This window comes from Pedobacter sp. GQ55 (assembly GCF_059758925.1).
This window is the reverse complement of record NZ_JCAXEI010000005.1, coordinates 100,844-115,636: the sequence shown is the minus strand read 5'-3', so window position 1 is coordinate 115,636 and position 14,793 is coordinate 100,844. Positions and strand designations below refer to the sequence as shown.

Sequence of the window (14,793 nt, the reverse complement as noted above, 5' to 3'; positions counted from 1 at the left end):
AAAAAGGAGAAAGATGGAATTGCTCATTGGAAGAATACCGGAAAAAAAAATACTATCTGAGGCGCTTGCCTCGTCTTCATCGGAACTTCTAGCGGTTTTTGGCAGGCGAAGGGTTGGGAAGACTTTCCTGATACGCTCGGTCTTCCGGGAACAGCTTATTTTTGAACTTTCGGGGGTGCACGATGGGAATGCTACCGAGCAACTGCTCAATTTCAGCAAGGCCATGGCAGAGGCGCTAGGCTCGCCATTAACTCCAGCAGCTCCTAAAAACTGGACAGAAGCTTTCTGGCAGCTCAGGGAATTTGCAACCCCTGTGCTTAAAAAAAGAAAAGCTGTAATTTTCTTTGACGAATTCCCTTGGCTAAGCTCGCATAAATCAGGTTTTCTTTCGGCATTCGAATATTTCTGGAACCAATGGGCATCACAACAGCCTAATCTGATCGTCGCTATCTGTGGATCTGCAGCCACCTGGATGATCAAAAAAGTTGTCAACAGCAAAGGAGGCCTGCACAACCGACTAACGCGGAAAATACGCCTTTTACCTTTCACACTGCACGAAACAGAACAGTACCTGAAAAGCAAAAACATCTATATTGACCGTTACCAGATATTGACCATTTTTATGGCAATGGGCGGTGTGCCACACTATCTAAAAGAACTCAAAAAAGGAGAAAGTGCTACCCAGGCCATTGATAGGCTTTGCTTTACTAAGGACGGTCTCCTTTCAACAGAATTCGCAAACCTTTACCGCTCTCTATTCGAAAACGCAGACAGGCACATTTCCGTGGTCAAAGCACTCGCAGACAAGCCATCGGGATTGACAAGAAACGAGATCATTGCCACATGTAACCTACAAAGTGGGGGGACTACCACGCTGTTACTCGAGGAACTCGTGGAGTCTGGCTTCATTACCCCCCAGCTACCTTTCCAAAAAAATGCCAATCAGAGTATCTACAAACTCAGTGATCAATACAGCCTTTTCTACCTCAAATTTATCGAACATTCCCGGGCCTCGGGGGCAGGTACCTGGCTAAAAAAATCACTGACACCTTCATGGAGGAGTTGGAGTGGCTATGCCTTTGAAGGAATCTGTCTGAAACATTCAGATAATATTAAGCAGGCCTTGGGCATTTCCGGAGTATTTACAGAAATTTCAGCCTGGCGACATGCCCCAAAAACCGGAAATGGTGCTCAGATCGACCTGTTGCTGGACAGGCAGGATAATGTCATCAGCATATGTGAAATAAAGTTCTCAAATACGGAGTTCGTCATAGATAAAGCTTATGCTGCTGAATTACAGTACAAACTTGATATATTCCGTCACCAGAGCAAGACTAAAAAAGCATTGTTTCTAGCCATGGTCACAACCTATGGCATTAAAAACAATGTTTATTCTATTGGCCTAGTCCAGAACCAGGTCACCATGCACGATTTGTTCTTACCTCAATATAGGTAAGGAGAATTAAAGTTTCTATGTCTACATGTAGTGATTTGGGGAACGACAGTCAGGGATTTTTTGGAAGGAGTATACTTTCAGATTGACACTTACTTTATTGTGCCCTATCCTATTGATCGCCGCTATTTACGAAATCCGTAAAGCTGTTTTAGCAGCAGGCATTCTTCCGATGAGGTGATGCCGTCAGAAGAGGTAGCGGCAAAAAGGCTGGATGCAGCCGCACAAACGCCTAATTCCAAACAGGTGTCCATCGCTTTGTTCTGATGAACGCCCATTAAAACACCTGCAGCAAAAGCATCTCCGGCACCTACGGCTCCTTCAATCTTATCCTCAGGCAGGTCAATACTTGCCTGGAACAACCTACTGCCCTGATGATCCACAGCCATAACGCCAGAGGGGAAGTGCAGGATAACCCATTTGTTCACCCCCATCCTGATCATTTCCGCTGCTGCCTTGTAACAGTGATCTGGCAAAATTTGCCCGCTGTCATCCACCGTCTGTATGCCCGATATCATGCTGGCTTCAAATTCATTCACAAAGAGGTAATCAATGTATTTTAAGGAAGAAGGGATCAGCTGGTTAAACCGGTCCGATTTCTCACTAACAATATCAGCCGAAGTAATCAATCCATTTTCTTTCGCACTTTTTAAAACCTTTGCAGCCCGGGTTTCTCCGTCATTCTCCATTAAATCAAGCTTATCCAATAACAACAGGTAACCAAGATGAAAGATCTTTGCAGTAGATGAGCTAAAGTCAAAATGCCCCACATCAAGCAGGGCATTGGCGCCACGCTGATGAAAAAAGGTTCTTTTCCCGGTACATTTTACGGTCATCACGTCAGTATACGAAGTGGCCATATTTGACGCTTTCTGAATCCCAGAGGCATCAATTCCAAGGTCCAAACACTCTTTAATGATATGGTCTCCCCTGTCGTCATCACCAACCAAACCAAGGCCATATAAAGGGAAATCGGCTTTTAATTTAGCCATTCCCTTTAAGATATTATATGCAGATCCGCCATTACTACTGTACTCGGTAAGAATATTAACCAGCTTTTCTTCTTCAGGAAAAGCATCTACTACCTTCACCTGATCAATGATCCAGTTACCGCCAACTAATATTCCATTTTTCATGAGTTAGTATTCACTTACTAATTTGACAATTAAGGCTTCATCCTCCTCAATATCGCTAAATCTGCCAATATTTCTATCCGAAAAGAAGTTATCATTTACATCATCATTGGCTGTAGATACCTCCCCTATAATACATTCACCAGATTCAGGATAGAACTCATGCCAAACACCGGGTTCTATTGTAATCCGCTGACCGGGAGGTATCGGTATTTTATCTCCGGAGGTAATCCTGCGGTAACTGCCATTCATTTTCACACTAAAGGTATCTGTATTTTCCTCAACAGCCGGGTCTGCGCTCCATAGCTGAACAACCAGAAGCCCCGATCTGCAAATGATATCCTCTTTCTTTTTTTTATGTGTATGGCAAGGAGTTACCTGACCCCTTACCGCATACATTATTTTTTCACAGTACTCCTTCTCTTCGGCTAAGTTCACCAATACCAGTCCTGTAGTTAAAAAAGAGTCCAGGCCAAAATCAGTAATGTCCCATTTAGGGTTCGGGGGCAACGACCAGCCATTGCGTGTAAAGCATTCCCCTGCATCAATTATTGCTTTATTTATTGCTGATCTTTTCATGCTGTTTCGGTTTTAAAGTACGTTATTTTTTCTAATATTTGGTTGTTAAACGATCTTAATGCCGCGTCAAATATATAGTGACTATTTAATGCTTCTTCCGGGGTTACACAACCAAACCGACCATTTAACACCCCTGCTCTTTCGGCAATATATGCGGCCAGCATTTGCATAAAACAATCCGGAAATCCGGGTTCAAAAATACCCCCTGTAATTGTTGTAAATGGCATTCCCTTAAACCCAAGATCAGTCCGCTGCCACCACTGTTCCGTATTACGTTTAAAAGTCCATAGTGTTTTGATATCCTTGGTACTGTATTTCACACCACCTTCGGTTCCCAATATTTTTATATACCAGGTGTTGGTCTCTCCGGGTGCAATGCGCTTCATCTCCAGGGTCATCGGAACAGGATTACCCGCTATGCTTACCTCGGTGTTCAGGGTTGCATTGTTCCAGGTATCACATTCAGCCATTCCTCCTTTTCCATCAGGCCGCCTGGTAATGATCTTTTGAAGCTGCGCATATATCCGTTCAGGTTTCCAGCCCAATCTTAATGGAATATGCAGTACATGCATCCCCAGATCACCCATAACACCTATTTCACCACAAAATGGCACTTGCCTTTTCCAGTTAATGGGTTTGGTCGGATCCAGGTCACTTGAGTGCAGAAAGCCGGCTTTAATTTCTATAATTTGTCCTAACCTGCCCGACTCCACTTCTTTAAAAACCCGCTGAGGCCCCGGCAAAAAAGGCATCTCCGAGCTGCAGCGCACAAAACGCCCCAGCCTGTCAGCCTCGTTTTTTATCGCTAAAGCTGCTTCCAGATCAATTCCAAATGGCTTTTCGGCCAGTAAATCTTTTCCCGCCGCCAGTACCTCCAGGTAATACTGTTTGTGTAAATGATGAGGCAGGGCAACATACACCACATCAATTTCCTCATCGGCCAATAATTCTTTGTGGTCGGTTGTCAGCAACTTAACCGTAGGCACATTCTTATACCAGGATAATACGTCTTGGTTAAGGTCACAAACCGCGGTTAGCTCAACGCGCACCGGTAAGTCACTTATCGCAAACCAGCGTGCAAAGGAACTTGCTGCCTCCTTACCCATCAGCCCGCCCCCAATAATCCCTATATTAACTTTTTTCATCGCAGCTAATGCTTTATTGCTATTAAAGTAGCCGCCTCCGCGGCGCTTGCACCCTGATGCACTATCGCCATTAATGCTTTGGTCATCCCCGCGGGATCATCGTGTTGTATGACATTCCGGCCATATACAATCCCTCTGGCACCCTGCTTCATCAAACCATATGTCCGCTCCAGAATTTCACGGTCGCTTGCTTTACCCCCTCCTCTTACCAGCACGGGTATATTGCCCGCTATCTCTATAATGCGATGATAATCGTTAACATTATCCGTCGGATCGGCTTTGATAATGTCCGCGCCCAGTTCAACACCCTGCCTCACTAAAGGTATAATTTTCTGCGGGTCACCATCTACCATATAGCCTCCTGCCTGGGTATTGGGTTTGAACACCAATGGTTCAACCATTAAAGGCATGGCATATCGCTCACATAAAGGTTTAATTTTAAGTATATTCTGAATGCACTGATCGGTCACTTCAGGTTCACCGGGTATACTAAACAGGTTTACCACAACACATGCCGCATCCAGTCGAACAGCTTGTTCCACAGGGTCGGCTATCATTCTGCTAAACAATGTCCGTGGCAATTCTTTTCCATAGACATTGGCGACATCTGTTCGTAAAACCAAAGAAGGCTTTTCCCTGCCGGGGATAGCTTGTAAATATTGTGCCTGTCCAACGGTAAGCTGTATGGCATCAGGTCCCGCATCAACTAATACAGAGACAGCTTTCTGGATGTCCTCAATACCGCTCAGAAAGGAGTGTTCATTAAAAAACCCGTGATCAACCGCTACATCAAAACAATTTCCTGAATTGCTGTTAAACAACCGGTTTAGTTTGTATGTCTTCATAATTTCATACCTTTATATTTGGTCTGCCCTCCATATTAATGATGGGCTAATCAAACATATAAAAAACAACTTGTATATACAAGATGAGGCCAGATAAATTAAGCCCCCTATATAAAAAAGTAACTGATGATTTGAGAGCTCAGATCGAAAAAGGCGTATACCAAAAAGGCCAACTGCTGCCCTCGGAGAACGACCTCTGCAAAACCTACAACACCACAAGGGTTACCGTTAGGCAGGCATTATCAGGGCTAACCAACTTAGGCTATATTACCCGCCGTCATGGCAAGGGCAGCATCGTCATCGAACCTAAAGCAGGCTTAGGCATTCTTTCCTTAAGCGGGGTTACCGCGGGTGTAGGCGGCCAGAGCCTCAGCACTTCTATTTTGCAAAAGCAGGTAGAACAAGACTGGCCCCTGGATTTCTTCTTTCCATTAAATGCCCAAGAGCTCAAACACCATTGTATCTACTTTACAAGGCTCCGCCACATCAATGGCATTCCGGTACTCTACGAAGAAACATACATCAGCAGCATCAATCTGCCCGGGTTTATTTCCAAAAAATTAGAAAACCGCTCGCTCTTTAAAATCTTAAGGGAAAGTTACAACATAGAAGTAAAAGAGGGAGAGCAGAAGATCTGGGCCATACTTGGCGACAAAAACATCAGCGAGTTGCTCGACATTAAAAAAAGCCATCCCATCCTGCACATGAAAAGGAAGCTTAAAACCAATATTCAGGACCTTAACATCTATTCTTCTCTGTATTGCAATACCGAAGAACACTTCCTGCAAGATTATTTTTAGTTTCTGCTGATCGCGCTTGAGCCGGCTAATGGACTTCTGCCTGGGCGTATTTCAGCTAAATGGTCAACAATCACACTATCTGTAAACGCTTTTGCCCCTATCTCATTTAAATGGCCGACATCGTAAAACAGCTTATTGGCATCTGCATTAAATAGCTCCGAGTAGTTGTAACACTTCAAATCATATTTACTTAAAATGCGGTCAGCAGTTTTCAATGCATTGTGCATATGGATCTTCATTCCGGGCGATACCAAAATATGTAATTTTATATTTTTTGATTTTGTTGCTTTAACAAAATTTTCAAACGCGGTTAACTGATCTTTCGATTCCTTATAATTCGCGTTGTCAATGTGTCTTACTTTAGCTCCTTGGGGCATATTTCCCGAAAGCGGTTCGTATCCACTAAAGTGCTTCTGACCTATTTCCAAATGATGCTGCATGATTGACATAGGTAAAGAATTAACCCTATAAAGGGTTGAAATATGTGCCAGGGAGAACTCCATTTTACTCTGCGCATAAATCAATTCACTAACCTCTTTATTCTTGTTAATATAAGGCATTAAAACGGCCGTTAGCTTCTGTTCCTCCTGGTGCTGATACTCAAAATCGTTCAGGTTCAAATCCAGTATCACCACTTTTGGCGTATGATAACTTAAAACAGACTTCAACAGCGTTTCATAATAAAGCATCTTCATGCCATCCCGGCCAAGGTTATAGCAAGATAACCCGGTTTTTTCAGTGATCAGCTCCGGAATATAATGATGGCTGGCCCTGGAATTCCCAAAAATAAGAATGTCTTCGTTAGCATCCAGAATCCCATGCGTGGTGACTGCCGAATCACCTTGTTTTTCATTAAAGAAAAAGTGCTCAATTAATGCGCCAAGGGCCCTGTCTGTAGCAAATAACAAAACCAGTATAATCAGCCCGTTCCTCAATAGTTTATAAAATGGTTTCATAATCAGAATTGAAAATAGATAAACTGCCCCCCGTTAAACACGCCAAACAGAATGATAAACAATACAATAACCGTATAACCCGCATACCTGACCACTCTGTTTGGGCTATAAAATACCTTAATGATATCCGAGTGGTATTCAGTAATGTATTCCACAACCAGCAAGAACAAAATCCAGATGAGCGCATATACAAACCCTTCTGGTGTTCCTATAAATAAACCTCCCCCTTTTAATGTAAATATGCTCTTACAGATATTAAAGGCTTCTGTTACATTATTTGCCCTGAAAAATATCCAGGCAAAGCAGACCAGCACGAAGGTGAGCAAAACATGAAAAGCATTAGTCAAAGGGCGATAACCAAGAATATTCTTTTCATTGAATTTTTTAAATGAAACACTAAAAATCTGATAGATCCCATGCAATGCCCCCCAGATGATAAAAGTCCAGTTTGCACCATGCCATAGGCCACTTACCATAAACACAATAAAGAGGTTAAGGTACCACCGCGGTATCGCCACCTTGCTGCCACCCAAAGGAAAATACAAGTAATCCCTGAACCAGGTGGATAGGGAAATGTGCCATCTCGACCAGAATTCTTTTATGCTGCCTGCCAGATAAGGCCGTCTAAAATTGATCATCAGGTTATACCCCATTACCCTTGCACAGCCTATGGCGATATCAGAATAGCCCGAAAAATCGCAGTAAATCTGAAATGCAAAAAACACAGTCGCCACAATAAGGGTCAGCCCGCTATGCTGGTCCGCATTATTATACACGGCGTCAACGTAGATGGATAACCTGTCGGCAATTACCACCTTTTTAAATAAACCCCATGTAATGAGCTTCAAACCTTCCACCACATTGGTGTAATTGAAATACTGCTTGGTATGAAACTGATGAAGGATATTTTGTGGCCGCTCTATCGGTCCTGCTACCAGCTGAGGATAAAACATTACATACAAGGAGTATATCCCAAAGTGTTTCTCGGCCTTTTGATTTCCCCGGTAAACTTCAATGGTATAACTCATCGCCTGGAACGTATGAAAAGAAAGCCCAATAGGCAATAGAATTTCTAAATAGGGTACGTGGTTCTGATAACCGATATTTCCCAGCAAAAAGGAGAGGTTATCATTAAGGAAGTTATAATACTTAAAAACGGCCAGTACGCCAATGTTTGCCACCAGACTCAAAATAAGGAAGTTCCTTCTCCTGTTCCCTTTAGAATTTTCGATGAGTATCCCTGCAAAATAATCTATAATGATTGTGAAGCCCAGAATCAGGATATACACCGGAACAAAAGTCATGTAGAAATAGCAGCTTGCGGCCAGCAGTAGTTTCCATCTATGCTGATGTGGCAATAAAAAAAAGGCTGGAGTAACCACTATAAAAAAGAAAAAGAAGTGGAGAGAGTTAAAGAGCATAATCGTAATTTTTAAAAATTCGAAATTGAACCCTTTTCTTTATTCTTCTATTATGGGGTATAGCGCTTGATGAGATCTGGTCGGTTTGGATTCAAGTGAAAATATAGTATTTAATTTTTGTATAATCAAGAAAAGCAGGTAACAACCGACTACACAATTTTAATTAAGCACCTGAGTTTTAATCACTCAGGTGCTTAAAGCATTAATACCCTTCGTTCTGTTTCAGCACTCCCCCGCTTCTATCTATCTGATCCTGCGGAATCGGGAAATACTCATCCCTTGGTTCAATCACAACCGGTTTCAGGTAAGCAAAATATCCGCCTTCAAAGCCAAAATAGCTTTCCAGCGTTTGCTTAACGATACCCCATCGTACCAGATCATAAAAGCGATGTCCTTCAAGAGACAACTCCAGCCTGCGCTCAAAACGAACCGCCGAACGTGCATATTCCTGAGTGGGGAAAGATGGATACACGCTCACTTTATAACTGGCAACAGGATTGCCATCTGCTGATTTACCGGGAAGTTTAGCCGCCCTGGTCCGTATGTTATTTACCAGTGTAAGCGCGCGTCCAAGGCTACCTGCTTCCACTTCACACTCCGCGGCCATCAGATACACATCGGCCAGACGGATGATATTTACATTCAATCCCGTCACATTGGTATTTCCCGGGCCGGTACCACTGGAAACCTGTGCCGCTTCAATTACATTCTTATAGGCTACAAACGGGCCTCCGTTAGAGGGCTCACGGATCCACGAATCGCCCTGCATAATTCCCCAATCGCGAAAAGGAACTCCCCTTCTGCCCATCGTATAATCCATCCGCGGATCTACCGCCAGCGTACGGTTAACTTTGTAATTGGTCTTATCCGCCCCTGCTAGTCCAAAATCCGACTTATAAGGATCCAGACGATACTTACCATCCAGATAAGGCAATCCCGCTGCAGTTACCTTATAGGAATTGGCCAGATCAATCGAGGGCTGAAAAAATCCACAGCAGGTAATAGGTAGTCCCGTACCATACGGAAAGTTTAAGATATCCCCAACATTTCCATTGTCACCACCCGAACCATCACTTCCTACAGAATGCTGCACCGCGAATATCGATTCAGGGCCATTTTCTTTAGTAATGTCAAAATTATCTGTATAGGGTAAAGTCTCGATGTTTGCCCTGCTGGCAATTACGCTGTTAAACAAAGGCAAAGCTTCAGCATATTTCTTTTGATATAGATACACCTTGCCTAAATAGGCCTGGGCAATCACCTTATTCACACGGCCAACCTGCTGTTTTGAGTTTACGGCAGCTAAATTGTCAACCGAAAATTTAAAATCAGCTACAATTTGCGGATAAATGTCTGCCATATTATCCACTGCTTTCTCGGTTGTCGCCTCAGTGATCAGCGGTACATTCTTAAACACCCTTGCCAGGTAAAAATAAAAATGTCCTCTTAATAAACGGGCTTCACCCTGAATCTCGATAGCCCTTGCTTCCGGAAATTTAATTCCGCTTCCACTTTGCAATGCGGCCAGGAAACGTAAGGTATTGTTACACCTCTGGATGCCCTCAAAACAACGTACCCATAAATTCGACAGGTTATCGTTAGTACTGGTTGGCGAGTGGCGCTCCAATAAATTCATGTTGGGCTGGTCACCGTTATCACTCCCTTTATGTGCATTATCAGAGGTTACCTCACCTAAAAGCCACTGGCTTGGTGCAGCACCATAATTACCAAAAGTACCATTCAGGTTTCCATTTAATAAAGCATATGCTCCGGTAAGCATCCCTTCAACACCTTCCTGCGTGGTCAATTGCTCCGGGCTCAATTCAGCCTGTGGATTTTTTTCAAGAAAATCTTTGCCACACCCCATTGCCGTAAACAGCAATGCTATAAATACGATATAATTAATCTTTTTCATGACTTCTTTTTTTTAAAATTAAAAACCAACACTTAAACCCAGCAGAAACTGACGTGGGCTAGGGTAAATACCGCGATCTACACCAGGTGCAGAAAAGGTTTCTGTTTCCTGACTAACCTCCGGATCCAGACCCGTATAGTCGGTGATCGTGAAAAGATTAGTGGCACTGGCATAAATCCTTAATTTGTTTATACCCAGTTTAGCCCCAAAAATCTTATCTGTTGGCAAAGAATAACCGATCTGCAAATTTTTCATCCTGAAGAAACTTCCGTCCTGAACGTAATAGCTCGAAGAAGCGTATTCAAAGTCCGAAGCACGGATGTTTGGAGATGGCGTTAAACTTCCTGTGTTAGTTGGGCTCCAGGCATCCAGCAGCCTGGTACTTCTGGCCCCGTTAAATGTAGAAAAGTCCGTAAAATAGCGGGTGGCCTCATACAGCTCATTCCCTTGCACGCCATTAAAGAACATGGCCACATCAAAGTTTTTGTAAGATGCATTCACACTAAATGAATAAAGAAAATCAGGATTCGGATTACCAATAATGGTCCTGTCTGATGGATCAATCTTATTGTCGCCGTTTACATCTCTGAACTTAAAGCCACCAATACGGGCACCAGTATAAGAAGGCCCTGCAGTTACCTGGTTCTGGTCCTGATAAATGCCAACCACATCATAACCATAGAATGAACCAAAAGGTGCACCTACTTTAAGGATACTGGTCTGTAAGGTTCTAAATGAACCGTACGGTTGCTCGGTCACGCCCGGAGCAAGTTTAACCACCTGGTTTACATTTCGTGAAAAGTTAACTCCCAGATCAAAGGTAAAAGGCTTATTGTCCTTTTTACCATAATGATAGCCTAATGATATTTCAAACCCTTTGTTGCTCATGTCACCAACGTTAACATAAGGTGAAGTACCCATACCTACTGCCGTGGCAGGCAACGGAACCGGATAAAGCATATCACTGGTTTTTTTGTTGTACCAGTCTACCGATCCATCAAGCACCGCATCAAACAAGGTAAAGTCCAGCCCCAGGTTTACTGAGCTTAGTGATTCCCATTTGATGGCCGGATTTTGATAGTTGTTCTGCCAAACACCCGGAATCACATTGTTTCCGCCACCTAAACCGTAAGATGAATTGATCAGTGAAGACTGAAACCTGTTCAGGTATTGAAATCCCGGAATCCGCTGATTACCTGTCTCTCCATAACCCGCACGAAGCTTTAAGTCGGTTACCCATTTTATATTGTCTTTAATGAAATTCTCTTCCGACAATCTCCAGGCAACACTGGCTGCCGGGAAGTTCCCATACTTGTTTTCAGGTCCGAAGTTAGAAGAACCATCACGACGAATCGTGGCACTCACCAGATAACGGTCGTTAAATGAATAATCAACACGTCCAAATACAGAGAACAAAGAGCCTACTCCACCGCTGCTGTTGTTGCTGATGTTCGATGAACCTGCACCAAGATAATAGTAATCCGGATTACCGAGTACAAAGAAATCATTACGGCCACCCTCCAGCAAACGACTACGCGAGCGTATCGCCTCAGTACCCGCTAAAATGTTCAACCGGTGTTTCTCGGCAAAAACTTTAGAATAGGTCAATGTATTGGTCCAGGTCCATTCTGTATTGTAACCCTGGCTTTCATTTAAATTGTTCGAGTTATTTCCTTCAGAGAACTCCAGGTTAGGGTAACGCATCGACATCCCATTATAGTTTTCATAACGGATACCGAAACTTGTTTTGGCAACCAGTCCATCAACCAGGTCCAGTTCTCCAAACACATTCCCAAAAAAGAAATTGCTTTTGTTTTTATTGTCTTTAGCACGGAAAAGCGTAGCCAAAGGGTTTTCAGCGTTACCGAGCTGACTACCACGGCTACCCGCAAAGTTTCCTCTAATGTCGTAAACAGGAATGATGGTCGGGATCCGGTAAGCCCAGCTAACCGGACTGCCTTCATCCTGATATTCTCCCGAAACATTCGGGTTTACACCAATACCGAAACCTTCAGAGTAGCTGTATTGTGCATTCTCACCAAAGCGAAGCCTCTTGTTCAAGGCACTAAAAGTGGTATTGGTCCTTACGTTATAGCGTTTAAACCCTGTGTATTGAATGGTTCCTTTTTGGTTCAAATGGCCTGCAGAGAAACTATAGGTAGAGTTTTCACCACCACCAGAAGCCGCCAGTTGGTAATTTTGTACCGGTGCATTCTTGGTAATTTCATCAAACCAGTTCGTTCCCTGCTGGTTTGCTTTTGTAATCTGATAAAAAGTGGCCGGGTCCCTGCTGTAATTGTATTTAGAAGGATCGGCATCCCCCGGAGTCACGGCCTGTCCTGATGCACCGCCGGCAATCAGGTACTCCGGCAATGTTGGTGTAGCCCCGCTGCCATAGTTATCCCCGGTTGCAGGAGTCTCTCCGGCATTACGGTAAGCGCTAAATAAATATTCTGCATACTGCATCGGATCCATCATTTTCGGGAATGATCCTTTTCGTGGCGTTTGGGTTCCATAATAAGTATCAAAGGTGATCTTAGGTGCGCCCAAAAGTCCTTTCTTTGTGGTAATGATCACGACACCATTATTTGCCCTGGCACCATAGATTGATGCCGACGAGGCATCCTTAAGCACCTGCATGCTCTCGATATCGTTTTGATTTAGCCAGCTCAGTTTTCCTTCATAAGGCACCCCATCAATTACATATAAAGGATCATTGTTATTGATGGTAGTCACCCCACGTACCCGGATCTGAGGGGTAGCACCCGGTGCCCCGTCATTTACGATCTGCACACCCGGCGCCTTGCCCTGTAATGCCTCAACAGCACTGGCAGCGGGCTGGGATTTTAACTGGCCCACATCTACAACAGATACAGCACCTGTTAAATCCTTTTTACGCTGGGCGGTATAACCGGTTACGACTACTTCGCTCAAACTGGTATTGTCCTGGGAAAGAACTATGTTAAGTGTGGTTTGCGTACTTACCGGCATTTCTTTGGCCTGGTAGCCAACAAAAGATACAATCAGCACATCGGTTGGTTTTGCCATGATAGCAAAAGCTCCTGATGGATCGGTTGTTGTTCCCACATTTGTGTTTTTGATTTTTATGGATGCTCCAATGATTGGCAGATTATCATCGCTTCCGGTTACTTTACCGGTGATTTTGGTTTGAGCACTGGCAGCTATAGATAATAGCAGACCGGTCAGCAAAAGGAAAGCCTTCCTTTTGAGAAAAGATACTGTTTTAAACATAAAATATTTGGTTAGGAATGATTAGTTAATAGTTTATTTTCAAAATAATCTGGGGATGCTACATAGGCGTCAGTTTTAACGGGTGAACAATCTGGTTAGTATAAAGTAATATAAGTGTTACTTAAATGTAATATAGAAATAATAGGGCAAAACACAAAAGAACCGGCTGGGACAACCGGTTCTCAAAACATGCTTAATCTTATCTTATTAGAAATCCTTAAGAAAAATCATTTCCACATACTTCAATTACGTTATTGGAAACAGCCTTTATCTCTTGTTCCAGGGCCTTTGGATAGATCAACAAAATCTTTCCGTCGTCAACAACAATATAATCGTTCAGTCCTTTAATTACCGCTACTTTATCCTTCGGAATCTGAACCATGCAATTCTCTGTCTCGGAAAGGTTTACCCGGTGACCGGAAAAAACATTATTGTACTGGTCCTTGTCCAGCACCTCATAAAGCGAAGCCCAGGTACCAAGGTCCGACCACCCAAAATCGCCCGGCACAGTATACACATTGTCGGCCTTTTCCATGATGGCATAATCAATAGAAATATTAGGCGACAATGGGTAATATTCCCTTATAAAATCTTTTTCGCCTGCCGTATTGTAAAAAACAGATCCTTTATTAAAAAGATCATAGATCTCTGGGGCATGTAGTTCCAGTGCTTTCAATATCGATTTTACATTCCATACAAAAATACCGGCATTCCAAAGGTAATCACCACTGTCAACAAATTCTTTAGCCTTTTCCAGGTTTGGTTTTTCCAGAAACTGAATCACCTGATGTATTTCTCCTGAGGTGGTAGGGTTATATTTGATATACCCGTAGCCGGTATCCGGTCTGCTTGGTGAAATGCCTAAAGTAAATAACCTGTCCAGCTTATCTGCACCATCAAGCGCTATCCGAATCTTCTCCAGGAATATATCTTCTTTCAATATCAACTGATCTGAAGGCGCAACTATAATATTTGCATCCGGATTCAGATCGGCTATTTTAAAGGACGCATAGGCGATGCAGGGTGCGGTATTGTTTCTTGTAGGTTCAGCAATAATATTTGAGACCGGCAGATCTGGCAATTGTTTGGCAATCAAACCGGCATACTGATCATTACTTAAAATATAAATATTCTCGGGCGGACAAAGTTCAGAAAATCGCTCAAAGGTGAGTTGCAACAATGATTTTCCAGTACCTAAAATATCAATAAACTGCTTAGGAAAGTTATTCCTGCTTTTTGGCCAGAAACGGCTTCCGATGCCTCCTGCCAAAATTAAAACGTAGGTGTTTTTCAT

At 43.2% G+C, this 14,793-nt stretch carries 11 protein-coding genes; 2 read left to right on the top strand and 9 right to left on the bottom strand.

Features of this window, described 5'->3' with window-relative positions; all coding sequences use genetic code 11:
• The first annotated feature begins 13 nt into the window (after positions 1 to 13).
• Positions 14 to 1,456 (top strand): AAA family ATPase, encoded by a 1,443-nt coding sequence (locus tag AC6CH7_RS15010; RefSeq protein ID WP_498263535.1) that lies wholly within the window; start codon positions 14 to 16, stop codon positions 1,454 to 1,456.
• Positions 1,457 to 1,578: 122 nt separating this feature from the next.
• Here AC6CH7_RS15010 and AC6CH7_RS15005 read toward each other — a convergent pair whose 3' ends face one another.
• The 4 genes from AC6CH7_RS15005 to AC6CH7_RS14990 are packed head-to-tail and all read right to left on the bottom strand — an operon-like array spanning position 1,579 to position 5,155.
• On the bottom strand, positions 1,579 to 2,589 hold the full coding sequence (locus tag AC6CH7_RS15005) for a carbohydrate kinase family protein (protein WP_498263534.1): 1,011 nt from the start codon (positions 2,587 to 2,589) through the stop codon (positions 1,579 to 1,581).
• Between the two features lie 3 nt (positions 2,590 to 2,592).
• Complete coding sequence (locus AC6CH7_RS15000; RefSeq protein ID WP_498263533.1) at positions 2,593 to 3,165, bottom strand: D-lyxose/D-mannose family sugar isomerase; 573 nt, start codon at positions 3,163 to 3,165, stop codon at positions 2,593 to 2,595.
• Positions 3,162 to 4,310 carry a Gfo/Idh/MocA family protein gene (locus AC6CH7_RS14995; protein WP_498263532.1) on the bottom strand — a complete coding sequence of 383 codons (1,149 nt, stop codon included), beginning with the start codon at positions 4,308 to 4,310 and terminating at the stop codon, positions 3,162 to 3,164. Before AC6CH7_RS14995 ends, AC6CH7_RS15000 begins: the two co-directional genes overlap by 4 nt.
• Before the next feature lie 5 nt (positions 4,311 to 4,315).
• Positions 4,316 to 5,155: a class I fructose-bisphosphate aldolase gene (locus AC6CH7_RS14990; protein WP_498263531.1), complete on the bottom strand. Its 840-nt coding sequence runs from the start codon at positions 5,153 to 5,155 to the stop codon at positions 4,316 to 4,318.
• 83 nt (positions 5,156 to 5,238) lie between these two features.
• Here AC6CH7_RS14990 and AC6CH7_RS14985 point away from each other — a divergent pair, with 83 nt between their 5' ends.
• Positions 5,239 to 5,955 (top strand): GntR family transcriptional regulator, encoded by a 717-nt coding sequence (locus AC6CH7_RS14985; protein WP_498263530.1) that lies wholly within the window; start codon positions 5,239 to 5,241, stop codon positions 5,953 to 5,955.
• Here AC6CH7_RS14985 and AC6CH7_RS14980 read toward each other — a convergent pair.
• From AC6CH7_RS14980 to AC6CH7_RS14960, 5 genes are all read right to left on the bottom strand, one after another.
• Entirely contained in the window at positions 5,952 to 6,911 is a 960-nt protein-coding gene (locus AC6CH7_RS14980; RefSeq protein ID WP_498263529.1) for a hypothetical protein, read from the bottom strand. The genes AC6CH7_RS14985 and AC6CH7_RS14980 overlap by 4 nt on opposite strands.
• A gap of 2 nt (positions 6,912 to 6,913) precedes the next feature.
• Positions 6,914 to 8,332 carry an MBOAT family O-acyltransferase gene (locus AC6CH7_RS14975; protein ID WP_498263528.1) on the bottom strand — a complete coding sequence of 473 codons (1,419 nt, stop codon included), beginning with the start codon at positions 8,330 to 8,332 and terminating at the stop codon, positions 6,914 to 6,916.
• A 202-nt stretch (positions 8,333 to 8,534) separates the two neighbouring features.
• Positions 8,535 to 10,247: a RagB/SusD family nutrient uptake outer membrane protein gene (locus tag AC6CH7_RS14970; RefSeq protein ID WP_498263527.1), complete on the bottom strand. Its 1,713-nt coding sequence runs from the start codon at positions 10,245 to 10,247 to the stop codon at positions 8,535 to 8,537.
• 18 nt (positions 10,248 to 10,265) lie between these two features.
• Positions 10,266 to 13,499, bottom strand: a complete 3,234-nt coding sequence (locus AC6CH7_RS14965) for a SusC/RagA family TonB-linked outer membrane protein (protein ID WP_498263526.1) — start codon at positions 13,497 to 13,499, stop codon at positions 10,266 to 10,268.
• Positions 13,500 to 13,716: 217 nt separating this feature from the next.
• Positions 13,717 to 14,793, bottom strand: a complete 1,077-nt coding sequence (locus AC6CH7_RS14960; RefSeq protein WP_498263525.1) for a mannose-1-phosphate guanylyltransferase — start codon at positions 14,791 to 14,793, stop codon at positions 13,717 to 13,719.

Coding starts and splice junctions, on each gene's coding strand:
- AC6CH7_RS14960 (WP_498263525.1), bottom strand. CDS start 14,793: ATGAAAAACACCTACGTTTTAATTTTGGCAGGAGGCATCGGAAGCCGT.
- AC6CH7_RS14990 (WP_498263531.1), bottom strand. CDS start 5,155: ATGAAGACATACAAACTAAACCGGTTGTTTAACAGCAATTCAGGAAAT.
- AC6CH7_RS14975 (WP_498263528.1), bottom strand. CDS start 8,332: ATGCTCTTTAACTCTCTCCACTTCTTTTTCTTTTTTATAGTGGTTACT.
- AC6CH7_RS14970 (WP_498263527.1), bottom strand. CDS start 10,247: ATGAAAAAGATTAATTATATCGTATTTATAGCATTGCTGTTTACGGCA.
- AC6CH7_RS15010 (WP_498263535.1), top strand. CDS start 14: ATGGAATTGCTCATTGGAAGAATACCGGAAAAAAAAATACTATCTGAG.
- AC6CH7_RS14980 (WP_498263529.1), bottom strand. CDS start 6,911: ATGAAACCATTTTATAAACTATTGAGGAACGGGCTGATTATACTGGTT.
- AC6CH7_RS14985 (WP_498263530.1), top strand. CDS start 5,239: ATGAGGCCAGATAAATTAAGCCCCCTATATAAAAAAGTAACTGATGAT.
- AC6CH7_RS15005 (WP_498263534.1), bottom strand. CDS start 2,589: ATGAAAAATGGAATATTAGTTGGCGGTAACTGGATCATTGATCAGGTG.
- AC6CH7_RS14995 (WP_498263532.1), bottom strand. CDS start 4,310: ATGAAAAAAGTTAATATAGGGATTATTGGGGGCGGGCTGATGGGTAAG.
- AC6CH7_RS14965 (WP_498263526.1), bottom strand. CDS start 13,499: ATGTTTAAAACAGTATCTTTTCTCAAAAGGAAGGCTTTCCTTTTGCTG.
- AC6CH7_RS15000 (WP_498263533.1), bottom strand. CDS start 3,165: ATGAAAAGATCAGCAATAAATAAAGCAATAATTGATGCAGGGGAATGC.